Source organism: Paenibacillus sp. FSL P4-0184 (genome assembly GCF_038004625.1).
Classification (GTDB): Bacteria; Bacillota; Bacilli; order Paenibacillales; family Paenibacillaceae; genus Paenibacillus_AQ.
Map to the genome: position 1 here is coordinate 2,186,255 of NZ_JBBORN010000001.1, position 21,028 is coordinate 2,207,282.

At 42.4% G+C, this 21,028-nt stretch carries 17 protein-coding genes, 1 pseudogene and 1 riboswitch; of the genes and pseudogenes, 9 read left to right on the forward strand and 9 right to left on the reverse strand.

Annotated elements, in window-relative coordinates; all coding sequences use genetic code 11:
• Positions 1-11: 11 nt before the first annotated feature.
• Positions 12-476 carry a pyridoxamine 5'-phosphate oxidase family protein gene (locus tag MKY52_RS09445; protein ID WP_341051028.1) on the reverse strand — a complete coding sequence of 155 codons (465 nt, stop codon included), beginning with the start codon at positions 474-476 and terminating at the stop codon, positions 12-14.
• A 289-nt stretch (positions 477-765) separates the two neighbouring features.
• On the opposite strand from MKY52_RS09445, the gene MKY52_RS09450 reads away from it, so the two are divergent.
• Positions 766-2,697 carry an AraC family transcriptional regulator gene (locus MKY52_RS09450; protein ID WP_341051030.1) on the forward strand — a complete coding sequence of 644 codons (1,932 nt, stop codon included), beginning with the start codon at positions 766-768 and terminating at the stop codon, positions 2,695-2,697.
• 208 nt (positions 2,698-2,905) lie between these two features.
• Here the strand turns inward: MKY52_RS09450 and gnd are convergent, their stop codons facing one another.
• The 4 genes from gnd to MKY52_RS09470 form a co-directional block, all read right to left on the reverse strand.
• Positions 2,906-4,309 carry a decarboxylating NADP(+)-dependent phosphogluconate dehydrogenase gene (gnd, locus tag MKY52_RS09455; RefSeq protein WP_341051032.1) on the reverse strand — a complete coding sequence of 468 codons (1,404 nt, stop codon included), beginning with the start codon at positions 4,307-4,309 and terminating at the stop codon, positions 2,906-2,908.
• Positions 4,310-4,410: 101 nt separating this feature from the next.
• Complete coding sequence (locus tag MKY52_RS09460) at positions 4,411-5,757, reverse strand: GntP family permease (RefSeq protein WP_341051034.1); 1,347 nt, start codon at positions 5,755-5,757, stop codon at positions 4,411-4,413.
• A gap of 27 nt (positions 5,758-5,784) precedes the next feature.
• Positions 5,785-7,323: a gluconokinase gene (gene gntK / locus MKY52_RS09465; protein ID WP_341051036.1), complete on the reverse strand. Its 1,539-nt coding sequence runs from the start codon at positions 7,321-7,323 to the stop codon at positions 5,785-5,787.
• Positions 7,316-8,047, reverse strand: a complete 732-nt coding sequence (locus tag MKY52_RS09470) for a GntR family transcriptional regulator (protein ID WP_341051038.1) — start codon at positions 8,045-8,047, stop codon at positions 7,316-7,318. The genes gntK and MKY52_RS09470 overlap by 8 nt, the downstream gene beginning before the upstream one ends.
• A 179-nt stretch (positions 8,048-8,226) precedes the next feature.
• Between MKY52_RS09470 and MKY52_RS09475 the strand changes: the two genes are divergently transcribed.
• Positions 8,227-8,439: a hypothetical protein gene (locus tag MKY52_RS09475; protein WP_341053478.1), complete on the forward strand. Its 213-nt coding sequence runs from the start codon at positions 8,227-8,229 to the stop codon at positions 8,437-8,439.
• Here the strand turns inward: MKY52_RS09475 and MKY52_RS09480 are convergent.
• Together MKY52_RS09480 and adhP are read right to left on the reverse strand one after the other, a co-directional pair.
• Positions 8,410-8,672, reverse strand: a pseudogene (locus tag MKY52_RS09480) (alpha/beta fold hydrolase); the annotation flags it as partial. The gene MKY52_RS09475 and the pseudogene MKY52_RS09480 sit on opposite strands and share 30 nt — an antisense overlap.
• A gap of 166 nt (positions 8,673-8,838) precedes the next feature.
• Complete coding sequence (gene adhP / locus MKY52_RS09485) at positions 8,839-9,855, reverse strand: alcohol dehydrogenase AdhP (protein ID WP_341051040.1); 1,017 nt, start codon at positions 9,853-9,855, stop codon at positions 8,839-8,841.
• A gap of 197 nt (positions 9,856-10,052) precedes the next feature.
• A riboswitch (glycine riboswitch) is annotated at positions 10,053-10,133 on the forward strand.
• Between the two features lie 134 nt (positions 10,134-10,267).
• On the opposite strand from adhP, the gene MKY52_RS09490 reads away from it, so the two are divergent.
• Together MKY52_RS09490 and MKY52_RS09495 are read left to right on the forward strand one after the other, a co-directional pair.
• Positions 10,268-11,626 (forward strand): amino acid permease, encoded by a 1,359-nt coding sequence (locus MKY52_RS09490; protein ID WP_341051042.1) that lies wholly within the window; start codon positions 10,268-10,270, stop codon positions 11,624-11,626.
• Between the two features lie 138 nt (positions 11,627-11,764).
• Entirely contained in the window at positions 11,765-12,217 is a 453-nt protein-coding gene (locus MKY52_RS09495; protein WP_076285039.1) for a helix-turn-helix domain-containing protein, read from the forward strand.
• Positions 12,218-12,295: 78 nt separating this feature from the next.
• On the opposite strand, the gene MKY52_RS09500 is transcribed toward MKY52_RS09495, so the two are convergent.
• Entirely contained in the window at positions 12,296-13,759 is a 1,464-nt protein-coding gene (locus MKY52_RS09500; RefSeq protein WP_341051044.1) for a DHA2 family efflux MFS transporter permease subunit, read from the reverse strand.
• 166 nt (positions 13,760-13,925) lie between these two features.
• Here MKY52_RS09500 and MKY52_RS09505 point away from each other — a divergent pair, with 166 nt between their 5' ends.
• Positions 13,926-14,480: a TetR/AcrR family transcriptional regulator gene (locus MKY52_RS09505; RefSeq protein WP_341051045.1), complete on the forward strand. Its 555-nt coding sequence runs from the start codon at positions 13,926-13,928 to the stop codon at positions 14,478-14,480.
• Between the two features lie 170 nt (positions 14,481-14,650).
• Here the strand turns inward: MKY52_RS09505 and MKY52_RS09510 are convergent, their stop codons facing one another.
• Positions 14,651-15,802, reverse strand: coding sequence for a metallophosphoesterase (locus tag MKY52_RS09510; RefSeq protein ID WP_341051047.1), 1,152 nt, complete (start codon positions 15,800-15,802; stop codon positions 14,651-14,653).
• 337 nt (positions 15,803-16,139) lie between these two features.
• On the opposite strand from MKY52_RS09510, the gene MKY52_RS09515 reads away from it, so the two are divergent.
• From MKY52_RS09515 to MKY52_RS09530, 4 genes are read left to right on the forward strand one after another with little or no spacing between them, the layout of a single operon-like run.
• On the forward strand, positions 16,140-17,180 hold the full coding sequence (locus MKY52_RS09515) for a zinc-dependent alcohol dehydrogenase (protein WP_341051049.1): 1,041 nt from the start codon (positions 16,140-16,142) through the stop codon (positions 17,178-17,180).
• A gap of 36 nt (positions 17,181-17,216) precedes the next feature.
• Positions 17,217-19,157 (forward strand): alpha-amylase, encoded by a 1,941-nt coding sequence (locus MKY52_RS09520; RefSeq protein WP_341051051.1) that lies wholly within the window; start codon positions 17,217-17,219, stop codon positions 19,155-19,157.
• 15 nt (positions 19,158-19,172) lie between these two features.
• The gene (locus MKY52_RS09525) at positions 19,173-20,309 is read left to right on the forward strand and encodes a sugar ABC transporter substrate-binding protein (RefSeq protein ID WP_341051053.1); all 1,137 of its coding nucleotides are present in this window, start codon (positions 19,173-19,175) and stop codon (positions 20,307-20,309) included.
• A 21-nt stretch (positions 20,310-20,330) separates the two neighbouring features.
• Entirely contained in the window at positions 20,331-20,990 is a 660-nt protein-coding gene (locus MKY52_RS09530) for a dihydrofolate reductase family protein (protein ID WP_042193005.1), read from the forward strand.
• Positions 20,991-21,028 lie beyond the last annotated feature (38 nt).

Sequence of the window (21,028 nt, forward strand, 5' to 3'; positions counted from 1 at the left end):
ACACAGTATGCTTATACATAGACCACTAAATTTGCCGTCTTATTGATAAAATCAATCTCATTTCTGATCCCTTTATGGGCGTCATTCCACAAGCCCTTTGTCAGGCGAATGCGCAGCAGGCATGTGTTAGGGTCTTCGTCGTTATTGGCTTCGTTACACCACTCGGCGAATATTGTGCGCAGCTTTTTCATCATCTCCGCATTTTTCTCGTCACATACCCAGCCCAGGTTTTCACCGATACCATCGGCCGTAAAGTTTTCGACGATGATACAAACAGCGACTTCGGGGTTTTGGGCGATCTGCTGCATCTTGCCTGAGGTCGCGTAAGTGACGGTGTAGAACGCGCCGTCCTCATAATAGGCGTCCACAATGCGGGCGGCGGGACGGCTTTTGCCATCGGCCCCCGGTTCCAGCACGATGGTGGACAGAGAGATCAGTCCGTCCTTGTTACCCGCTTGTTCTTCCAGCAGCTTCATGGCTTCGTCGTACTTGCTTGTAAAATCTTAGTGCATGTGAAGAATAATGCGATAAAATATTCATTGATAGACGCTTGGACACTTCCGCACGTATGTTTGCGGGACAAGCGTCTTTTGCTTTTGGGCCAGACCCCGGCAAAACAGCCGAATGCCTCCCTATTCGCATCCTTGTCTCATTCGGCAGCACCTTGTTGACAGCGCTAGCCGTATTCGTTATTGTGTTTAGAAACATGATTCAATTGAGAATGATTATCTATTAGATAAATCAAAGGGAGTTTGCGAATCAGCTATGGATGTTCTGAGACTTATAGAAATATGGAACCAGGTGATGGTGCGCGTGCTGGACGTGCGGCTAAAGCAGGGCGGAATCGGCGATCATTTGAATCAATATCGATTGCCGTCAAGCGCATTTTTATTTGCTTTCCAAGGACAAGGTGAATTGTGGGTTAACGATGAGGTTTGGCTGTGCGATCGTTTTTATGTACTGCACGCCGGCAAAGGCTCTCAGGTGACAGTTCGGAGCCGAGAAGCGCTGAACGTATATATCGTACTCTACAAAGCGTCTCTCCCCGCTTCGGCCTCGCGCGAATTTCATAGGATGATGCAGGAATCCGACCCGTTTCTGGAAAGCTGGGGATTCTCGCCTGGCGAGCCGCTGACCATGCTTGAGCTGCTTCAAACGATACGCGACGGTTGGCTTAAATCTGACGACGGATTGACCCGACTGTCGGTCAAGGGAGATTTTATCCGCTTCGTCCACGCTGTTCTGAGGGGGCGCCTGCTCGGAGCCGGCGACCTATCCTTATCGGAGCAGGTTATTCGGCATTTGTCCAGGAATTACCGCCAGCCGATTTCGTTTGAGGAGCTTGCGCGGCAATTGAATTATAGCCAACAATATATTTCGAGAAAATGTAAAGAACAGACGGGACTCAGTCCGCTGGACTACGTTATTCGTTTCCGAATGGAAAACGCGAAGGCTCTGCTGGCCGGCACGATGGCAACGCAACAGGAAATAGCATCGCATGTCGGTTATCCCGACCTCATTTATTTTAGCCGTATGTTCAAAAAGTATGCCGGCATGACGCCGGGTCAATATCGTAAACGATACAGCCAGTCCGTTTCAGATTATGCAAGGAATACGTCACAATCGTACGTTGTTTCAAGCCAGTCATTGCGCTATCCTTTTCATATAAGTGATAATGATTATCAATTTCAAAAGGATGAGGCGAATAGAATGACTAGAGCAACCAGAAGTTTTTATACAGTGATGCTGTTATGCTTGACCGTGATGTTAACGGCTTGCGGTGGGCCGGCGAATAACGGGGGTGCAACGCACAGCCAAGTTGCCGTCAGCGCTTCTCCAACTGCGATCCCACAAGAGTCAAAGGCTTCGACATCTTCGGACACTAAGATTGTCACGACTGCTTTTGGCGATGTGGAGGTTCCTGCACATCCTCAGCGCGTAGCGGCAATTTCTTATCTCGGCACCGTACTTGCGCTGGATGTCCAGCCAGTCGCAGCTGAATCGTTCTTGATGTCGAGTCCTTATCTCGAGGGAATGCTGAACGTCGTGACGGATGTAGGCGACTCGGTAGAGAAGCTGCTGGATTTAAATCCGGATATAATCATAACGCATAATCCACAGCCAGAGGTAGTCGAAAAATATCAGATGATCGCACCTACGGTATCTGTTCCTTACAATCAGTTTGCATCCATTCAGGAAGAAATGCTGTATTTCGGCGACTTGCTGGATAGACGCGAGGAAGCGGAGAGATGGAACGAACAGTTCGAGAAGGAAATTGCAGATATTCGGGAGAAAGTCCAACAAGCCGTTCCCGAAGGAAAGACACTTTCGATTATGCAAGAGTATGATGGAAATGTGAGCCTTTTTGGTCCGAAGTCGGGACGGGGCGGTCGGCTGATGTATGAAATAATGGGGCTAAAGCCGCCGACGGCGGTTCCCGGGTATATGCTGAAGGAATCCTACTACGAATTTTCGCTGGAGAAACTCCCAGAGTACATGGGTGATTATTTAATTCTGACGACCGAAGCCAGCTTGGAATCGCTGCAGGCTGATCCGATCTGGGGGACACTAGAGCCGATTCGCAACAATCGGGTATTCTTATGGACGGAGAACCAATCCTGGTACCGTGACCCGATCGCCGTGAAAAGACAAATCAACGAATTGACAGACTGGATCATCAAGGTAGCGAGTAGGTAACTGCCCAAAGTATGAGATCGAACAACGGTAATATAAAATCAGAAAGTGGTGGTTCGAAAATTGTGATCGGTGTACAGGATGAAAGCTGGGGGCTCAATAAGAGCCATCCCAAATGGGATGGCTTTTGGTGGTGATTGGGCGGAATTGCTTGAGAGGTAATAGTACGGGTATCATTAAGAAATAATGAACCTTTTACTAACACTATCGATCACTGCCAGTTTGTGTGAAAGAATCCTGTTAAATCACTTCGTTCATAAGTATGGGCTCCAAAATAATCCCGTTGTGCTTGCAGAAGGTTAGCATTTGAAATGCCTGTCCGGTAACTATCGTAATAAGTAAGTGAAGCACTTAAACATGGAAACGAAATACCAAAATTAATACCCTCACAGGCAACTTTTCGCAATCCTATTTGATATTCTTTAACCTTTTCAGCAAAATAGGGGGCGATTAATAGATTAGCGAGATTTGGCTGTGCTTGATAGGTTTGGCTTATGACGTTTAAGAATTCTGCACGAATGATACATCCACCACGGAAAATAAGGGCAATATCCTTTAAAGGTAAATCCCATCCGTAAAGTTCAGAAGTCATTTTATATTGTGTGAATCCTTGTGCGTAGGCACAAATTTTGCCCATATATAATGCTTGTCTAACGTACTCAATCCACAAATCCTTATCTAAACTCCGGTGATCCATCTCAGGCCCGGATAGGATATTGTCTGCATAAACCCGTTCCTCTTTTAAAGAGGAGATGTAACGGGCAAACAATGACTCTGTAATAATGGATGATGGGATCCCGGTATCAATGGCTTGAATGCTCGTCCATTTACCTGTGCCTTTTTGCCCTGTTTTATCAAGAATCACATCGATCAACGGTAAGCCTGTTAATTCATCCTTTTTCCGTAAAATCTCTGCGGTGATTTGGATTAAATAACTGTTCAGTTCACCTTGATTCCATGTTTCAAAGATGACAGCAATTTCGTTAACAGATAAACCTAACCTTTTTCTTAAAAATGTATAGGCTTCTGCAATTAATTGCATATCTGCATACTCGATTCCGTTATGGACCATTTTCACAAAGTGACCGGATCCTGTTGGACCAATATAAACACAGCAAGGGTCGTCGTCCACTTGGGCTGCTATTTTTGTTAGAATAGGAGCTACTTTTTCGTATACGGCTTTATCTCCACCAGGCATGATCGAAGGTCCTTTTAAAGCTCCAACTTCGCCTCCGGAAATACCGATTCCTAAATAACCGATTCCTTTAGACTTTAATTCATCATATCTACGTTCAGTATCTTCGTAATGGGAGTTACCACCGTCCATAATCACATCGCCTGCTTCAAGAAAAGGTACTAATGCACTGATCACCGAATCGATCGGTTTGCCCGCTGTGACCATAAGGAAGATTTTTCTTGGAGTTTCTAAAGAGTGAACAAAGTCTTGAATTTTGTAGTAGGGATGGATTAATTGACCTTCCGTTGTGCCAACAAGATTATCGGTTAAGTCCCTCGTATAATTATAGACAGCCACTTGCTCACCTTTACTAGCCATGTTTAAAGCGATATTACTGCCCATTACCCCTAAACCAATGACACCAATTGTATTGAACATTTTGTCCTGCTCCTTCTAATTAATAGGTAGAAAAAACCCTCACTTATTGACTCAGGAGATTCTAAGAGAATAAGTGGGGGGACTGCCCACAAATATTGTTGTTATAGGAATAAACTTAGTAATAGAATAAATCCTAATCCAGCTACAGAAACGATTGTCTCAAGCAATGTCCATGTTGCAAATGTTTCTTTCATGCTTAGACCAAAATACTCTTTAAACATCCAGAAACCAGCATCGTTAACATGGGAAGCTATTAAACTACCCGCTCCCGTTGCAAGTACGACTAAAGCAAGATTAACGTCAGATTGTCCTAACATCGGAATAACTAAACCAGCCGTTGTTAAAGATGCAACAGTAGCAGAACCTAAGGAAATACGTAAGATTGCAGCGATGATCCAGGCAAGCAAGATGGGTGATAATGAAGTTCCTTGGAATAGTTCGGCTACATAGTCACCCACGCCTCCATTAATTAATACTTGTTTGAAGGCTCCGCCGCCCCCAATGATTAAGAGCATCATCCCAATATGAGTAATAGCAGTTGTACAAGATTGCATTACAGTTTTGATTGGAATTTTTCTTGCTAATCCCATGGTATAGACAGCAACGAGTAAGGAAATTAACATGGAAGTTGATGCATCACCAATAAAACGGATAGCGGCTAGTAAACTATTATCTTCAAATCCGATTGTTTTTTGAAGTAAAGTAATAATCGTTGCAATAGACATTAAAATAACAGGAAGCATTGCAGTAAATACACTGATACCAAATCCAGGTGTATCTTCTAATTTAAATTCTTTTTGTTCTCCTAAAGAGGCAATATTACCTGTTTTCGTAAATGATGCAGGTACGAGTTTTTTGGCAAGCTTAGTAAATATAGGTCCAGCCAAAATAACTGTTGGAATTGCAATAATGAAACCGTAAAGTAAAACCTCGCCAATGTCCGCGCCATATTCACCTGCAATAACTGTAGGTCCTGGGTGAGGAGGTAAGAACCCGTGTGTTACGGATAAAGCTGCAGCCATCGGAATACCGAGATAAAGAATAGAAACCTTCAATTGTCTTGATATGGCGAATACAATTGGAATTAATAATACTAATCCTACTTCGAAAAATAACGCCACACCGATAATGAATGAAGCAGCTACGACCGCCCATTGAATATTTTTTTCACCAAATTTATGAACGAGAGTCATGGCAATTCTTTGAGCGCCACCTGAATCAGCGATCAACTTGCCTAACATCGCTCCAAGACCAAAGATTAACGCTAAGTGACCAAGTGTTCCGCCTAATCCGGCTTCAATGGTTTTGACAATTTCATTCAAGGGCATTCCAAGTGCTAAAGCGACACCGAACGATACAATGATTAATGAAATAAAGGTGTTTAATTTGAAGCCCATTATTAAAACTAATAATGCTAAAATTCCAATTGCTACAATAACTAGTGGCATTGTAATTTCCCCCTGATATTTATCTTGTTAGTGTTTGATTAAGCTTCTTTGATAGTTGGCAATCCGTGTATAATCATCTTCTAACACTCTAGATATGTTAATGAAGATCGGCAGTAATTTCCTATATTCTTTCGTTGCTTCTTCGTTTGGTGTGTGTTTGTAGGTACTGCCAATCATTTCAGAAACGATTTCAAATGATTCGATCTTTCCGGTGGCATATAAGCCTAAAATACAAGCACCTAGACAAGAACTTTCGTAGCTTTCTGGAACGGTTACTTCAGAGTCGAATATGTCGGACATCATTTGCCGCCAAACCTCTGATCTTGCGAAGCCCCCGGTAGCTTGAATTCGGGTCACAGGACCGTCCATGCATTCGGTTAATGCTAAGAATACGGTGTATAAATTGTAAATGACTCCTTCTAGGGCTGCGCGAATCATATGTTCCTTCTTATGTGACATCGTTAAACCGAAGAATGAGCCACGTACGTCTGGATTCCATAAAGGCGCACGTTCACCAGCGAGGTATGGATGGAATAACAATCCATCTGCTCCTGGTCTCACACGTTCAGCAATCTTAGTTAATACATCATATGGATCAATTCCTAGTCTTTTTGCTGTTTCTACTTCTGATGAGGCAAGTTCATCACGGATCCAGCGAAGGACCATCCCGCCATTGTTTACCGGCCCGCCAATGACCCAGTGCTTTTCCGTTAAGGCATAACAGAATATTCTTCCCTTTTCGTCTGTTTGCGGCTTGTCAATAATGGTTCGAATGGCACCGCTTGTCCCAATTGTGACGGCAATTTCGCCTTTTTTTATCGCATTTACACCTAGATTAGAAAGGACTCCGTCGCTGGCACCAATGACAAATGCTGTTTGTGGATCGATCCCCATCTGTTTTGCTAAATCTGAATCACAGTTGGTAAATATCTTGGTAGTTGGAACGAGTTCAGATAATTGAGCAGGTGTTATACCAGCAATTTGTAATGCATCTTTATCCCAATCTAGTGTTTTGAGATTCATCATGCCCATGGCTGAAGCCAGAGAATGATCAACAACATAGTGATCAAAGAACTTTTTGAAAATATATTCTTTAATTCCTATATATATTTTAACTTTGGAAGCGATTTCGGGAAGGTCATTCACAATCCAAGCTATTTTAGTTAATGGTGACATGGGATGAATCGGTGTTCCCGTGCGTTTATAGACTTCATGGCCATTCAACTCATTCTTTATTTTATGTGCCCATGCTTCACTTCGGTTATCTGCCCAAGTAATACAAGGCGTCAGCGGCAGGTCATTTTCATCCATAGCAATGACACTATGCATGGCACTGCTAAATGAAACAAACGATAGCTTTTTGTGTGAATGATGTTTCATTATATTCGAAATTGCTTGTAGGACTGCCTGAAAAATCTCTTCTGGGTCTTGTTCAGCTGTCGACATATCCGGTGTATAAAGCGGATACCCCATATTTTCTTGTTGGATGACTTCGCCTTTTTCACTAAATAAAACTGCTTTCGTACTTGTGGTTCCGATATCTATACCTAACATATAGTTAGTCATCTTGCTGCACTACTCCTTTCGAGAGCATTTGTTGCGATATCCATAGGTCTTCTACTTTTCCTTGAACATCATCAAAATTGTCATGCAAGGACTTACTCATGAGGTCTCTATCTTTTGTGTGGATCGCTTCAATATAAAGCTCATGATTTTTTATAATCCTTGTAAAGTCTTCATATTTTTCTTTGAAACGCATGCGCATCGACAAAAGGATGAAGCTTTCCATAACGGGTTTTAAATTATTCCAGATCATCAGGATGTATGAATGATTAGCTGCACGAATAATCGTTTCATGAAACAAGACATCTTGATAGGAAAATTCATCAGCATCACTATATTTGATTGCGACCTTCATCATTTCTAGAATTTTACTAAGTTCCTTTATTAATTCATTAGTGTCTATCTTTACAATCCGTTCAAATACAAACGATTCTATGAGTAAACGGACATCATAAATCTCTTCTATTTCTTTTTCTGATAAACCAATAACAACGGCACCCATTCTTTCTAAACGGATAATATTTTCGGATGCCAGTATTTTTAACGCTTCACGGATCGGTGAGCGACTTACAGCAAAATCTGCAGCTAATTTATTTTCCGATAATATGGTGCCGCTTTCAATTTCGCCGGAAATAATACGCATTCTAAGCTCGCAGGATACACGATCACCAGCAGAAGCTTTTGAAAGCCATTTGGAGGGATATAGAAATCTATTTGATTCGGTCATAAATTCACCTCATAATTAATATGGTATACTTGTATACAAGTATTATATCCTGAATTTTTAATTTTGCAAGCGATTTCATGAATTGGTGTTTGTCACGCATAGGATTCAAATAGTATTCCTATTTGCAATTTTATTAAAAATGCCAGATCGGACTGACCCCAAAGGCCTATGGAGATATTGTGAAGTTCAGAAAACATGTTGAGGATGAAGAATTGAGGAAGGATATGGAATTAATCAACACCGAGGCGGAGTTTTCGCCTTTAGACATAATGGTAAAACTTATTTGGGCGAAACCAAAAGGGGCAGGAAATAAAAAAACACTAAGAATTAACTTAGTGTTTTTCGTTATTCAAAGGGAAGCCTCAATTGCCCTCAAGAATCCACTTGCTTAGCTCTTTGTCAAAGGTTTGAGGTTCTTCAAACATCGGATTGTGACCACTATGCTCAAAGATCACTTTTTTACGTGCTCATAGGTCTCATCAACAGAATTCCAAAGTGAAACAGGCGCTACCAAATAATCATAACTACCTAAACCGATAAATACTGGTTTGTTGAATTTAGCGAGTGATTGTATAAGATTCAGTTCTCCGAATGCTTCTCCCCACAGATGATCGATAATTGGCATAAGGGCGAGCTGTCAGTACTTCCTGATGAACTTCAAATCCGTTCTCCCGCGCAGAGCTTGATTGATCACAACAGAAACATTGCGCAGAAAAGTATTGCTAGTAGGGGGATTTTTAGGCATAAAAAAACCCGAAAAGCAGTACTTTTCGAGCATGTTTTCTTTCGGATTATTTCGTCATATCAAGAACGATTCGACCATTGATTTTGCCTTCTAACATCAGATCGTAGATCTCATTAATATCTTCTAGTTTACGTGTCTCAATAATGGTTTTTATTTTTCCTTCTGCAGCGAATTGTAATGTTTCTTGTAAATCTTTGCGAGTGCCGACAATCGAACCGACTACCTTTGTACCGTTTAATACCGTATCAAAGATAGGAACATCCATGGATTCAGGGGGCAGCCCAACCATGACGCAGGTACCGCCGCGGCGAATGGCTCGATAGGCTTGGTCGAATGCTTTTTTTGCAACCGCTGTACAAACAACACCATGCACTCCGCCGAGTTCTTTTTGAATCCAATCTGCGGCATCTTCTTTTAATGCGTTTACGGTTTTGTCTGCACCAAGTTGTTTCGCAAGCTCCATCTTTTCATCTGAAGTGTCGATGGCCACTACGTTCATTCCCATCACCTTTGCATATTGTACACCAAGATGACCCAATCCTCCGACGCCGAAAATGGCTACCCATTCACCTGGCTTTACACCTGACACTTTCAAAGCTTTATAGGTCGTAACGCCAGCGCAAAATAAAGGTGCCGCTTCGATGAAGCTTAGATTATCAGGAACCTTCACTACATAATCGGCAGCTGCCACACAATATTCTGCATATCCACCATCTACGGAATATCCAGAATTTTTTTGATCCAGACAAAGAGTCTCTCTTCCTGTAAGACAATACTCACAATGACCGCAGGCTGAGTACAGCCATGGAATTCCTACTCGGTCTCCTACCTTTAAGTGTGCAACTCCTTCACCTATTTCTTCAATAATCCCAACGCCTTCATGTCCGGGAATTAGAGGGAGCTTTGGTTTGGCAGGCCAATCGCCATGAGCAGCATGCAAATCAGTATGACACACTCCGCACGCCTGAATGTGGACAAGAATTTCTTTGGGTCCGGGTTTTGGTTTAGGTACGTCTTGTAGCTCTAACTTTTCTTTAAATTGTTTTACTACAGCGGCTTTCATTAGCATACTCCTTTAGTTTTTTGCTTTTCAAAAAGTAGTATGTTCATGAGGCTAACTTTAAATTCTTGAGACTTTTATCACTGATTAACACTCACATCACAAGTAATATGTTAGAATATCAGAACAGCTTTACTGCGTTACCGCTTTATCAACTTCATAATTCACGAGCTATGATGGCTAAGGATTACACTTTAGCTGGAGCAGCTTCTGGAGAGACTGCGGAAATTCCGCGGCGCCGAAGGGTTCACAATCTCAGGCAAAAGGACAGAAGAGTACTGAATATGTATTTGTCATGCTGATCGCCATCAGCAGGGCGAATATTATTTGATATTCTTACGATCTGGGAGATTGGATGACATCCAATCTCTCTTTTTTTATTCCAATTTATTGTACTCACAAGGGGGAACTAGGTATGGCACAACCAGAATTAAAGAGAGAGCTGGCTAATCGGCATGTTCAACTTATTGCTATTGGTGGCACCATCGGTACAGGATTATTCTTGGGATCAGGCAAGGCGATAGAGAAGGCAGGCCCATCCATTATGATCACGTATTTAATCGTGGGTATTGCTGTGTTTTTTGTGATGAGAGCACTGGGAGAACTCCTATTATCTAAAGCGGGCTATCAATCGTTTACGGATATTGCTGAAGACTACCTTGGATCACGGGTCGCATTCATTACCGGTTGGACCTATTGGTTTTGCTGGATCATGACGGCTATGGCTGATGTCATTGCTGTTGGCGTATATGTACAGTACTGGTTTGATATCCCGCAATGGGTTCCTGCCATCGCCTGTCTAGTCGTGTTATTAGGACTTAATCTATTAACTGTAAAAAGTTTTGGGGAACTCGAATTTTGGTTTGCTTTAATTAAGGTAATTACGATTCTCGCCTTGATTGGTCTTGGGGTCATTTTACTGATCATTGGGTTTAAGACGGATGCAGGATCGGTGACGATACGAAACCTATGGGAGCATGGGGGCTTTTTTCCGAACGGCATATCAGGCTTCTTATTTTCTTTTCAAATGGTTGTATTTGCTTACGTAGGTGTGGAATTGGTCGGGGTGTCGGCAGCGGAAACAGCGGATCCGGAAAAAAATATCCCATCGGCGATTAATAAAATTCCTTTACGGATTCTGTTCTTCTATGTTGGTGCGCTTTTCGTCCTGCTATGCATTAACCCTTGGACGGAGCTCAGCCCGGCAGAGAGTCCTTTTGTAAAAACCTTTACTTTAGTAGGGATTCCAATTGCCGCAGGGATTATTAATTTTGTTGTATTAACTTCAGCCGCTTCCGCTTGTAATAGTGGGATGTTCTCGACAAGTCGAATTCTCTATAATTTGAGTAGAAATAACCAGGCGCCACCTCATTTGGGCAAACTAAATAAAAACCATGTACCAGGTAACTCGTTATTCATTTCTACAATCGTCATATCTGTAGGGGCTCTTTTAAGTAAACTTATTCCGGAGCAGGCTTTTGGAATCGTGACAACGATAAGCGCCATTTGTTTTATATGGGTGTGGGGCATTGTTCTTATCTGCCATATTAAGTATAAGAAAACCCGGCCAGACTTACAGGCGAAATCCAAATTCAAAGCACCGTTCACACCGGCTATTAATTATATTGTCTTAACCTTGTTCGCTGGAATACTGATCATCATGCTGTTCGCTGGAGAAACACGCCCGGCTTTATTGTGTACTCCGTTATGGTTTGTTTTATTATCCATCCTGTATTCGATTAGAAGTAAAAAGGGGAGAAGTAATCAAGCTTGAGTGAGGTCAACATCAACTAGCGGTAAGCCTAGTGTTAACTGCAACTTGGGGTTGCGGGGCTGCAACTAAAGCGTTCTTTACTTCTGCATACGATTAATCCAATATAGGCTTATGAATTGCAGAAAGGTAGTTGCTGTTATGATCTTTGGGGAGAAGTTAAAAGCTGAAAGAAATAAAAAAAGTTGGTCACAAGAAGAACTGGCCGAGAAGCTGTTTGTAAGCCGACAGTCGGTTTCGAAATGGGAGAATGGTCAAAACTACCCAAGCATTGAAATCATTATTAAAATAAGCGATCTTTTTGGGGTAACTATCGATGAGTTACTAAGGAGTGACGAGGAGTTGACCAAAAAGGTGATAGAAGAAGGCAAGAAATTGGCTCACCCGAAATTAAAGTTTGTATTTGATGTCTTCGTAATAGCAGGCATTGTGCTATTAGTGATTAAACTCTGTGTTCTCTTTCTGAACAAAGTAACGGCACTAGAGATTACCTTGAATGGCGGGTCATTCTTTTGGAACTTCGGTTCTCTGATTTTAATGGTTAGCGGGGGAATCGGCTCCAGCATCCTGAAAGAAAAATATAAACAAGAGTAAGCCGGTGAGCCGGGAATAGCTATTAATAATGTAAAAGGACAGCTGATCGCTGTCCTTTTTACATTCCACGTTATAAGGTTATTCCTTGTTAACTAGGTTTGCTTTCTTTTCAACCATGATCTTGCTCTTCATCGGCATAAATAATGTTATAACAAACGCGGCGACGGATAAAATCATCATAAAGTAATAGGCGTCACTTGCCCCAAGAATGGATGCAAGGGATTTAAGGATCTCAGGAGTAGTAGAGGGGTTGCTCTGCATCACTGTGGCCGCATGACTTGTTGCCTGTACTGTATAAATCGTAATTACGACAGCAGTACCGATGGCTCCGGCAATTTGGCGAACGGTATTGTTCACAGCTGTACCATGCGTGCCGAGTTGTTTGGGCAGTGCATTTAGTCCAGCCGTATTGAGTGGCATAGTGATGAAGCTTAATCCAATTCGCAGGCCAATGGTACGAATCATTAGATACGTATACGTTGTAGATTCAGATAGATCAGTTACCGCCCACATAGATGGAATAATAAACAGTAAACCAATAATGAACAGTGGTTTAGCACCAAAACGGTCGTATAATTTACCGGTGACGGGTGACATGAACGCATTTACGAGCGCCCCTGGCAGCAATAGTAGTCCTGCATCAAATGCTGTAAAACCACGGCCATTCTGCAGATAAATAGGCAATAAAATCATATCTGCGTACATCATCATCGTGATTAATACGTTAATAAGAGAAGTCATCGTAAAAACTTTATTTTTGAAGACAGACAGGTTCAGCAGTGGATCATCAGACTTGATTTGTCTAACACAGAATACGGCTGTTACCACGACTCCAATCCCTAAGGTCAGGATTACGATTACATCATCCCAGCCTTTACTGCCTGCACTACTGAAGCCGTATAAAATTAAGCCAAATCCGACGGTCGATAAAAGAACACTTAACACATCCAGCTTTGACTTAGACGTCTCAGATACATTCACTAAATATTTGAACGCTAACGCTATTACAAGTATGACAAGTGGAATGAGGCCGATAAATAACCAGCGCCAAGAGTGATATTCAACAATAAATCCCGCAAGTGTCGGCCCAATAGCAGGAGCAAATATCATCGCCAGTCCAAGCAGTCCCATAGCACTTCCGCGTTTTTCAACAGGGAAAATAGCGAGCACAACGCTCATCATGAGCGGCATTATAATACCGGCACCTGCAGCTTGGATCATCCGTCCGACTAAGAGTAGACTAAAGCTCGGCGCTGCTGCACAAATGATTGAGCCAATTAATAAAAATGACATGGCACTTAGAAATAATTGACGTGTTGTAAAACGTTTCATTAAATAGGCTGTAATCGGAATTAATATCCCGTTGACCAGCATAAAACCTGTTGAAATCCATTGTACAGTTGTTGCCGTGACATCAAATACATCCATCAGACTACTTAAGGCGACATTTAAAAGCGTCTGATTGAGTGTAGATAAGAAACAACCAAAAATTAGAATGGTTAGTAGGATTCCTTTATTTATTTTCTTAATATCTTCTTGCATGGTGCAGTCCTCTCTTCATTGCTTTTTCGACATAGTGTCAATAAAATGAATGATATCAGGATTTAAACAGTATTCCTATTTGCAATTTTGTTGAAAATGTCGACTAATTGACAGATTGGATAAATTAGTTGATGAAATGCCATATAAACGATAATAGAGGGATGAAATGTCTGCACACAAAAGAGTTGACCCGCGAGCCATTCGCTCGAAAAAGATGCTGAAGAACGCTGTTTTTTCATTATTGGCCGATAATGTGGAGATTTCTCAATTGACCGTCCAAAAAATTGCCAACCGGGCAGAGCTGAATCGTGCAACGTTTTATTTGCATTATGAGGATATTAACGATTTATTGCGCCAGATTGTACATGATATTTTTGATGACCTGTCCATGAAGGTTGAACCGCTATTACAATTGAAGAGTCAGAACGAATCAGAGCAGCTGGTCACATTTTTAAATTATTTTTATGAATACCGGAAAGTTTTTGCTGTATTGATGGAGCACAAAGGCTTCAAAAAACATTTGACCAATCTGTTGAAAAATACTATTGAGAAACGGAGAATCGCTAGAAACATAGATCCCTCTAAAGAAGTAGTCTCCGTTGATATTATTGCAGCGTCACTACTGGGGACTATTATGTGGTGGATTAAGGATGGTAGCCAATATAGCGCGGAATACATCGCGGGTCAAATTACTTTGATGTATAAAAGAAGGTATTTATAATCGCTAGACTATGCTACAGGAGGATATGAGTAAAAACCGTTGTATGATATAGAGAGACAAATTTCAAGATAACGGATATTCTCCGCACCAACCTTAGGTAAAACTATAAAAAGCGGCAGTCTAGGACGCTAATTCTCGTCCAAAGGCTGTCCGCTTTTTTTAAAATCATGCTATTTAAAATCAACTTTAATTTGTGCTATCTCACTATTCGTACCAATGCGTAATGGCGGTCCCCAGGTACCCACACCTGATGTAACAATAACTTGAGGACTGTCTAAATTCTTCTGATAGTGTCCGTAATCTACTGTGAACATAGCATTGGTGATTAGATTTGCAGGGAATACTTGTCCTTGATGCGTATGTCCGCTAAGTATCAAATCGACTTCATCTCCGTATTCAATCATATTCGTTGGTTGATGATCCATTACGATAACGGGCATAGTTGTATCAATGTTACTCATCACTTCAGAAGTAACTGCTCTAGCATTTCCTTGATCACCAATCGGTGATGAATCTCTCCTACCAACTACAACGAATTGATTATCAATAACGACATGCTCATCATTTAGAAGTTTAATATTACTCTTATCTATAAAGTTCACAATCTCATCGTATGATCTTCCTGCATCATGGTTACCTAAACAAGCATAAACCCCATAGGTGGACTGAATAGTATTTAATAACTCTATTCCTTTGGAAGGATTAGAGAGCGCATGGTAGTTACCATTGAATATATCTCCTGACATCAACACAATATCCGGCTGCATGTTATTAATACGATCAACAACGTCTTCAATAAACTTTACATCATTTACGTAGCCTAAATGTAAGTCGCTGATCAGAACAATATTTAAATGATCTAACGACGTGCTTTTATGTATTTGGATCGGATAAGTAACTTCTTTTATCTGATTCGCATTATAAATCCCATAGGACACCAACCCTATGACTAGAATTAATACTACTGACCTTGTATGAAAAATAACACGTTTTGGCGCAGGGGAGGGGATGATTTTGATCCATTTACTAATAAGTAAGATTACATCGGAAAGGAGTAACAGCAAGAACAAATAGAAATAGATCCCCATCCAATAGTCCCCGAACTGACCAATAAAATTAACAATACTTGAATCGGTCGTCATAGCTGAAGAGGACAATAGTAAATTAATAATGATTGTTACCGCACACAAGCTGTAGATGACTCCGTATATAATCCCGTTAATATTTGAAAATACATGTTGTAACAATTTAAAAATTTTTCTTGCGATGTAATAGTTACTTGCCGCGTACATAGCGAATATAAACAGAAATGCAAATACCATATGATGCACCGTCCTATTTTTTTAGATTTCAGAGAGCAATCGTTTATAATCAATAATTATGAGCAAATGGTCAGGTACTCAGTAACAGTAACATATTTTTTCATGTTGGAAGAGGAGATTGTTGATTTTGAATAAGAAGAAAAATGGATCAGATCAAGTCGTACTGGCCGCAATTGAAACGTTTGAGGAAGTGAAATGAAAGCGATTACTTATTTGTTTTTTATATGAAAATGTAAACAATAACATTTTACGACAATATTCACCTTACTTTTACATGGGAGGTATGATATATTCTGGTGGAATATGGATAATAGGAAAAATGAAAGGAAGAATGCGTATGGAAGCGCTGGTGTGGACATCCAATGATAAGCTAGAGCTCTGCGAATGGGAAGAGCCACAGATTGTAACCCCGGATGAAGTTAAGATTCGGATTGAGATGACAGGCATTTGTGGAACAGATCTAGCGGTCATAACCGGTAAAGAGGAAGGAGTTCCAGGAATCATTCGCGGTCATGAGGCTGTAGGGACCGTAATCGAAATTGGCAGTAATGTTGACCGTGTTAAGGTGGGGGACCGTGTAGTTATCGATCCGAATCAAAGCTGCAATGAATGTTATTTTTGCTTGAAAGAACAGCCGCACTTATGTATAGGCTCCGATGGAAATGGGATGCCTATTGCTGGTTTGAATCGAAATGGGACATTCACTTTTTTTTTCTCAACTGTACAAACGTTTGCACACCTTCTACCTGATCATATGAGCTGGGAGACGGGGGTATTAATCGAGCCGCTTGCCTGTGTGCTGCACAATTTCAAAGAAGCTAATGTCACAGCTGACGATAAGGTGCTCATTCTTGGATCGGGTCCAATGGGGCTGTTAAGTCAAATGGTGAGTAAATCAAAAGCTGCGCTCACGGTAGCGACGGAAGTTAATCCCTATCGGTTGGCATTTGCCAGAGAAATCTCGGATTTTGCTCTAACACCATCCCAATTAAATCAAGCTACCGTAGATGAAATCTGCGCGGGACATAAGTTTGATGTGATTATCGATACGGTGGGCACTCAGCTCGAAGTAGCGGAGGAATGGATTGAGCGAGGAGGGCGCATCGTTCCTTTTGGAATTAATGCGAAGTATCGGTACACCTTTTCCCCTACCAAATTCGTACAGCATGCAATCAAAATTATCGCAGCAGGCGAATACCGCTACATGTTCGAGGAAGCTTTGCGGTTTGCCGCTGAGACACCTGAACTGGAGAAACTGGTGACCAGAAAAGTTAAGCTCAACCAGCACGAGGCAGCAATAAACGAGTTGATCGGCTATGAATTGAACTCTTTGAAGGTGGTTGGGAGTGACACCGTAAAGACGGTTTTTGTTCCCTAAACGTAGAACTGCAATCAACGAGAGGTGGATCTGTTAATGAGCAAAGAAAGCAAATTTAGACTTGTTCAGGATTACTTGTCTACACACAAAGATAAAGACGTCGCGCCAATTTGGATTCCTGCTCTGTGGAATGAGTGCAAATATGAGTGTATTCTTTTCGAAAACGACGGTGAAATTTGTGTACATCCGTATGATTTTTTGACAGAGCATTTGAAGTATGTAGACAAGCTTTCGTGGAGATATTCGCTCAAGGAACGCACGAATTTAGACGACAGCGCGATCTATTCTTCATTAATTCGTTATTCGACGGCTTGGGATTACAACCATGATGGAACAATTGAATCCGGCACTTTTTTAAGATTCCTTATTCTTCTGCCGTTGTTAAAGAAAATGGGCATCAATATTCTGTATATGCTTCCAGTGAACCAGTACAGCAAGTTGAATCTGAAAGGAGATATCGGGTCACCTTACGCTGTGCAATCGTTATTCCACTTGGATCAGAACCTACACGACAGCCTGCTGGATGGTATGGAGGAGTTTACGATCCACGATGAGCTCAGCGCTTTGGTAGAAGCTTGTCATTTGCTTGATATTAAGACTGTTGTTGATTTCATTCCCCGTGTAACGGCGAAAAACAGTGCGTTCATTACCGAACATCCCGAATGGGTGTATTGGATCAAAATGCAGGAATTAGAAGGCTTTGCACCGCCATCGATTCCTGAGCTTGGGTTCTTTGAGGAGTGTAAGCCTGACAAATTGGAGACGGTCTACCACAGCCAGGAAACCGCAGCATTTCTGCGGAAGTTCTCGCCGCCGCCCAATGAACTTCATCCAATCCTTTGGCAGCAGTTAAAAGAGAGGGCTGCTAAAACTGGAGATGAGCTATTAACTTTGGTAGAGCAAGAGATGGGGATAACGACTGCTCCCGCGCATTCGGATTGGATTAACGATGTGCAGCCGATTTGGACAGACATTACGTTCTTGCGCCTCTACAAGGACTTTTCTCCGCAAGTGAGACATCTTATAAGTTCGGATCAGGCACCATATGTTCTTTTTGATACGATTAAATGCAATGACTACCCGGGTGAGGAGCCGAATCTGGAGCTGTGGGATGTGCTGGAGGAGGCCGTACGGTTTAATCTCGAAAAGTATGGGATTGATGGCTTCCGCATCGATATCGGACATGTACTTCCTATTCCGTTGTTGACTCGTATTTTTGACACGATTAAAGAGTTGAATCCGAATGCGATCTTGATCAGCGAAGATTTGTTCAATCGTAATCACAAGAAGGCGGCGAGCACCGGCTACAACATTATGCTTGGCAGCGGATGGAATGTCATGACGCAAATCAATAAGGACAATCTCGTTACATTCTTAGAGGAGCTGCCTGAGTTAAACATTCATGTGTTCGCCTGTGCAGAAACAGCAGATACGCCTCGGATCACGAGCCGTGGCGGTGTTGAGGTGGCTCGGATGATTGCGGTATTTAATCAATTTCTTCCGAATGCAATTCCATACGTGACGACTGGCTATGAAATGAATGAGGAGCAGCCCCTCAACTGTGGTCTTGGCGACAACACGAACGGAGAGGAGATTTCCCGCGCTTTTTTTAACGTCATGCAAATTAATTGGACTAATCCTGCACCGATGCTGCCGCTGCTGACGGAGCTGAGTGAATTCAAGAAAGATTGGCCTCAGCTAGTGAAGCCAGAAAACTTTTTCGTGGCTCAATCCCCGGAAGGTACAGTTCTGTACGGGTATATGCATGGCGAACAGACGCTGCTCTGCTGCTTTAACTTGAGTGCTGATGCTTCCTGCCAAGTTGATTTGAAGGCTGCGGTACCTGGGCGGTGCCCAATGACCGTGACACTGGATAGTTCCTTAACGGGCAGCATCGCAGGTCAGACGTTAGACAGCTTACTGCTTGCACCAAATCAGGCTTTAGTGCTCGTAAACAATCATAGACAAGTTAGTTAAGGGAGAGAGGCAGCGATGGAAAAGAAGAACAAAGAAATTGTGTTATGGCATGAGTTTGACGGTCCGGGAGATACCTCGATTGAGGTGTTGGAGGGAATTTGCAAGCTGTATACAGAGCGCTTCGGCGTACAAATTACGCCACAAGTGATGAACATTACGGAGTTGACTGCGCGCCTGAACCAAATTAAGGACACCCATCAAGGTCCGCATCTGGCGATGGTTCCTGCGGATATGTCCTCCTACGTTGAGAATGGCCTTTACTCTGAAGTACCGGGCTGGCTATTCGATGATGCACTCACTGAAGGGGCACTTTCAACGATGCAACTGGATGGTGTTCAGTATGGTATCCCGGTATTACGGGGCAATCATCTGGTTGTGTATTACAATCCGGAGATTTACGCCAGTGCGCCGACGACATGGGAGGTGTTCGAAGAGGCAGCAGAGAGGTTGTCCGCTCAAGGCATCATACCGATTGGAGCAGATTTACAGCAGGGTTATTGGTTTATTCCGTTTCTTACAGCTTTCGGTGGTTGGCCTGTTCAGGATGGAAAGCCGAATATCGTAACCCCTGAAATGAAGCGAGCACTTGAGTTCATCCATGACAAGATGGATCAAGGCGTGCTCGTCAGTCTTGACGGTTCCACAGGACTGTTAGAGCAGTTTATTGACGGTAAGATTGGCGCCATTATTTGTGGAGAGTGGATTTATAACCATCTGGACAAGCAGATGAACAACAGGCTTGCGGTCTGCCAGCTTCCGGTCATAGAAGGCCAGCAATCGCTATCCATGTCTTCTTCTATCGGCCTGATTTACCCGAATCATTCGTTAACGTCGGAGGAACGGGAAGATATCTTGTCGTTCACGCATTTTATGCTGAGTGATGAATGCCAGACTATGTGGACGCTCGGTGTGCAGCGGATTCCAGCTCAGGAAGAGGTGCTGAACCGTCTAGCTGCCTCTGCTACGCCTAACAAACAGATGATTATATCGCTGTTGGAGCACGCACGGCCGATGCCGACGTACCCCTTCATGATTCATGTATGGGAGGCGCTAAATGCGGGTCTAACCGAGCTGGCCTCAAGCAATTCTGAACATGCATTGAAAAAAATTGAACAGACCATCCAAGCATTCTGGGGCGCATATAAAAGCTAAAAAGAGACGGGGAGAAGAAACATGAAAACAACGATATTCAGCCAAATTTCGATTGACGGTAAGCTCACTATGGGAGCTGGTAATTCGAGTAAGGAGCTTTTTTCTTTGTTTTCCAGTGAGGATATGGAATTCATTCATCTATTCCGGGGGAATGTGCAGGGCATTATGGTCGGAAAAAATACAATTCTGACGGACAATCCCTTTCTTACTAATCGGTATGAGGAGAACAAAAATCCAATCCGGATCATTCCGACTACCACCTTGGATATTCCGCTGGATAGCAATGTGCTCTCGGATGAGGGGAGGACGATTATTGTCACAACCGAGAAAGGACGGGATGAATATAAAATCAAGCAGATCCGGGAAAGAGGGAAGGAGTGCCTCATCTGCGGTGAGGATAAAGTCGATTTCGTGGAGCTTGAACGTCAGTTGGAAGACAACTTCGGGATTACCAGCTTGATGGTCGAGGGCGGTGGCTTTTTGAACTGGCATATCTTCGATCAGGACATCGTCGATGAGATTATTCTGATGCAGCTTCCGATCATCATAGGCGGTTCCACGAACATTACTTTAGTGGATGGAGACGGGTATCAACAATTGTGCTTTGCGAAAAAGTTCAAGGTTGTAGAAATTCAGCCAAAAGATAATTATACGCTCATGCGCTATAAAAAAGTGATATAACCTCACACGAAGTCATAGACTGCGAATGGCTATGGAAG

Bases quoted from the DNA above. Each gene is read 5' to 3' on its own strand.
- MKY52_RS09520 (WP_341051051.1), top strand. From the start codon at position 17,217: ATGAGCAAAGAAAGCAAATTTAGACTTGTTCAGGATTACTTGTCTACA.
- MKY52_RS09470 (WP_341051038.1), bottom strand. From the start codon at position 8,047: ATGACCGAATCAAATAGATTTCTATATCCCTCCAAATGGCTTTCAAAA.
- gntK (WP_341051036.1), bottom strand. From the start codon at position 7,323: ATGACTAACTATATGTTAGGTATAGATATCGGAACCACAAGTACGAAA.
- MKY52_RS09490 (WP_341051042.1), top strand. From the start codon at position 10,268: ATGGCACAACCAGAATTAAAGAGAGAGCTGGCTAATCGGCATGTTCAA.
- MKY52_RS09495 (WP_076285039.1), top strand. From the start codon at position 11,765: ATGATCTTTGGGGAGAAGTTAAAAGCTGAAAGAAATAAAAAAAGTTGG.
- MKY52_RS09445 (WP_341051028.1), bottom strand. From the start codon at position 476: ATGAAGCTGCTGGAAGAACAAGCGGGTAACAAGGACGGACTGATCTCT.
- MKY52_RS09525 (WP_341051053.1), top strand. From the start codon at position 19,173: ATGGAAAAGAAGAACAAAGAAATTGTGTTATGGCATGAGTTTGACGGT.
- adhP (WP_341051040.1), bottom strand. From the start codon at position 9,855: ATGAAAGCCGCTGTAGTAAAACAATTTAAAGAAAAGTTAGAGCTACAA.
- MKY52_RS09450 (WP_341051030.1), top strand. From the start codon at position 766: ATGGATGTTCTGAGACTTATAGAAATATGGAACCAGGTGATGGTGCGC.
- MKY52_RS09500 (WP_341051044.1), bottom strand. From the start codon at position 13,759: ATGCAAGAAGATATTAAGAAAATAAATAAAGGAATCCTACTAACCATT.
- MKY52_RS09530 (WP_042193005.1), top strand. From the start codon at position 20,331: ATGAAAACAACGATATTCAGCCAAATTTCGATTGACGGTAAGCTCACT.
- MKY52_RS09460 (WP_341051034.1), bottom strand. From the start codon at position 5,757: ATGCCACTAGTTATTGTAGCAATTGGAATTTTAGCATTATTAGTTTTA.
- gnd (WP_341051032.1), bottom strand. From the start codon at position 4,309: ATGTTCAATACAATTGGTGTCATTGGTTTAGGGGTAATGGGCAGTAAT.
- MKY52_RS09505 (WP_341051045.1), top strand. From the start codon at position 13,926: ATGTCTGCACACAAAAGAGTTGACCCGCGAGCCATTCGCTCGAAAAAG.
- MKY52_RS09515 (WP_341051049.1), top strand. From the start codon at position 16,140: ATGGAAGCGCTGGTGTGGACATCCAATGATAAGCTAGAGCTCTGCGAA.
- MKY52_RS09510 (WP_341051047.1), bottom strand. From the start codon at position 15,802: ATGGTATTTGCATTTCTGTTTATATTCGCTATGTACGCGGCAAGTAAC.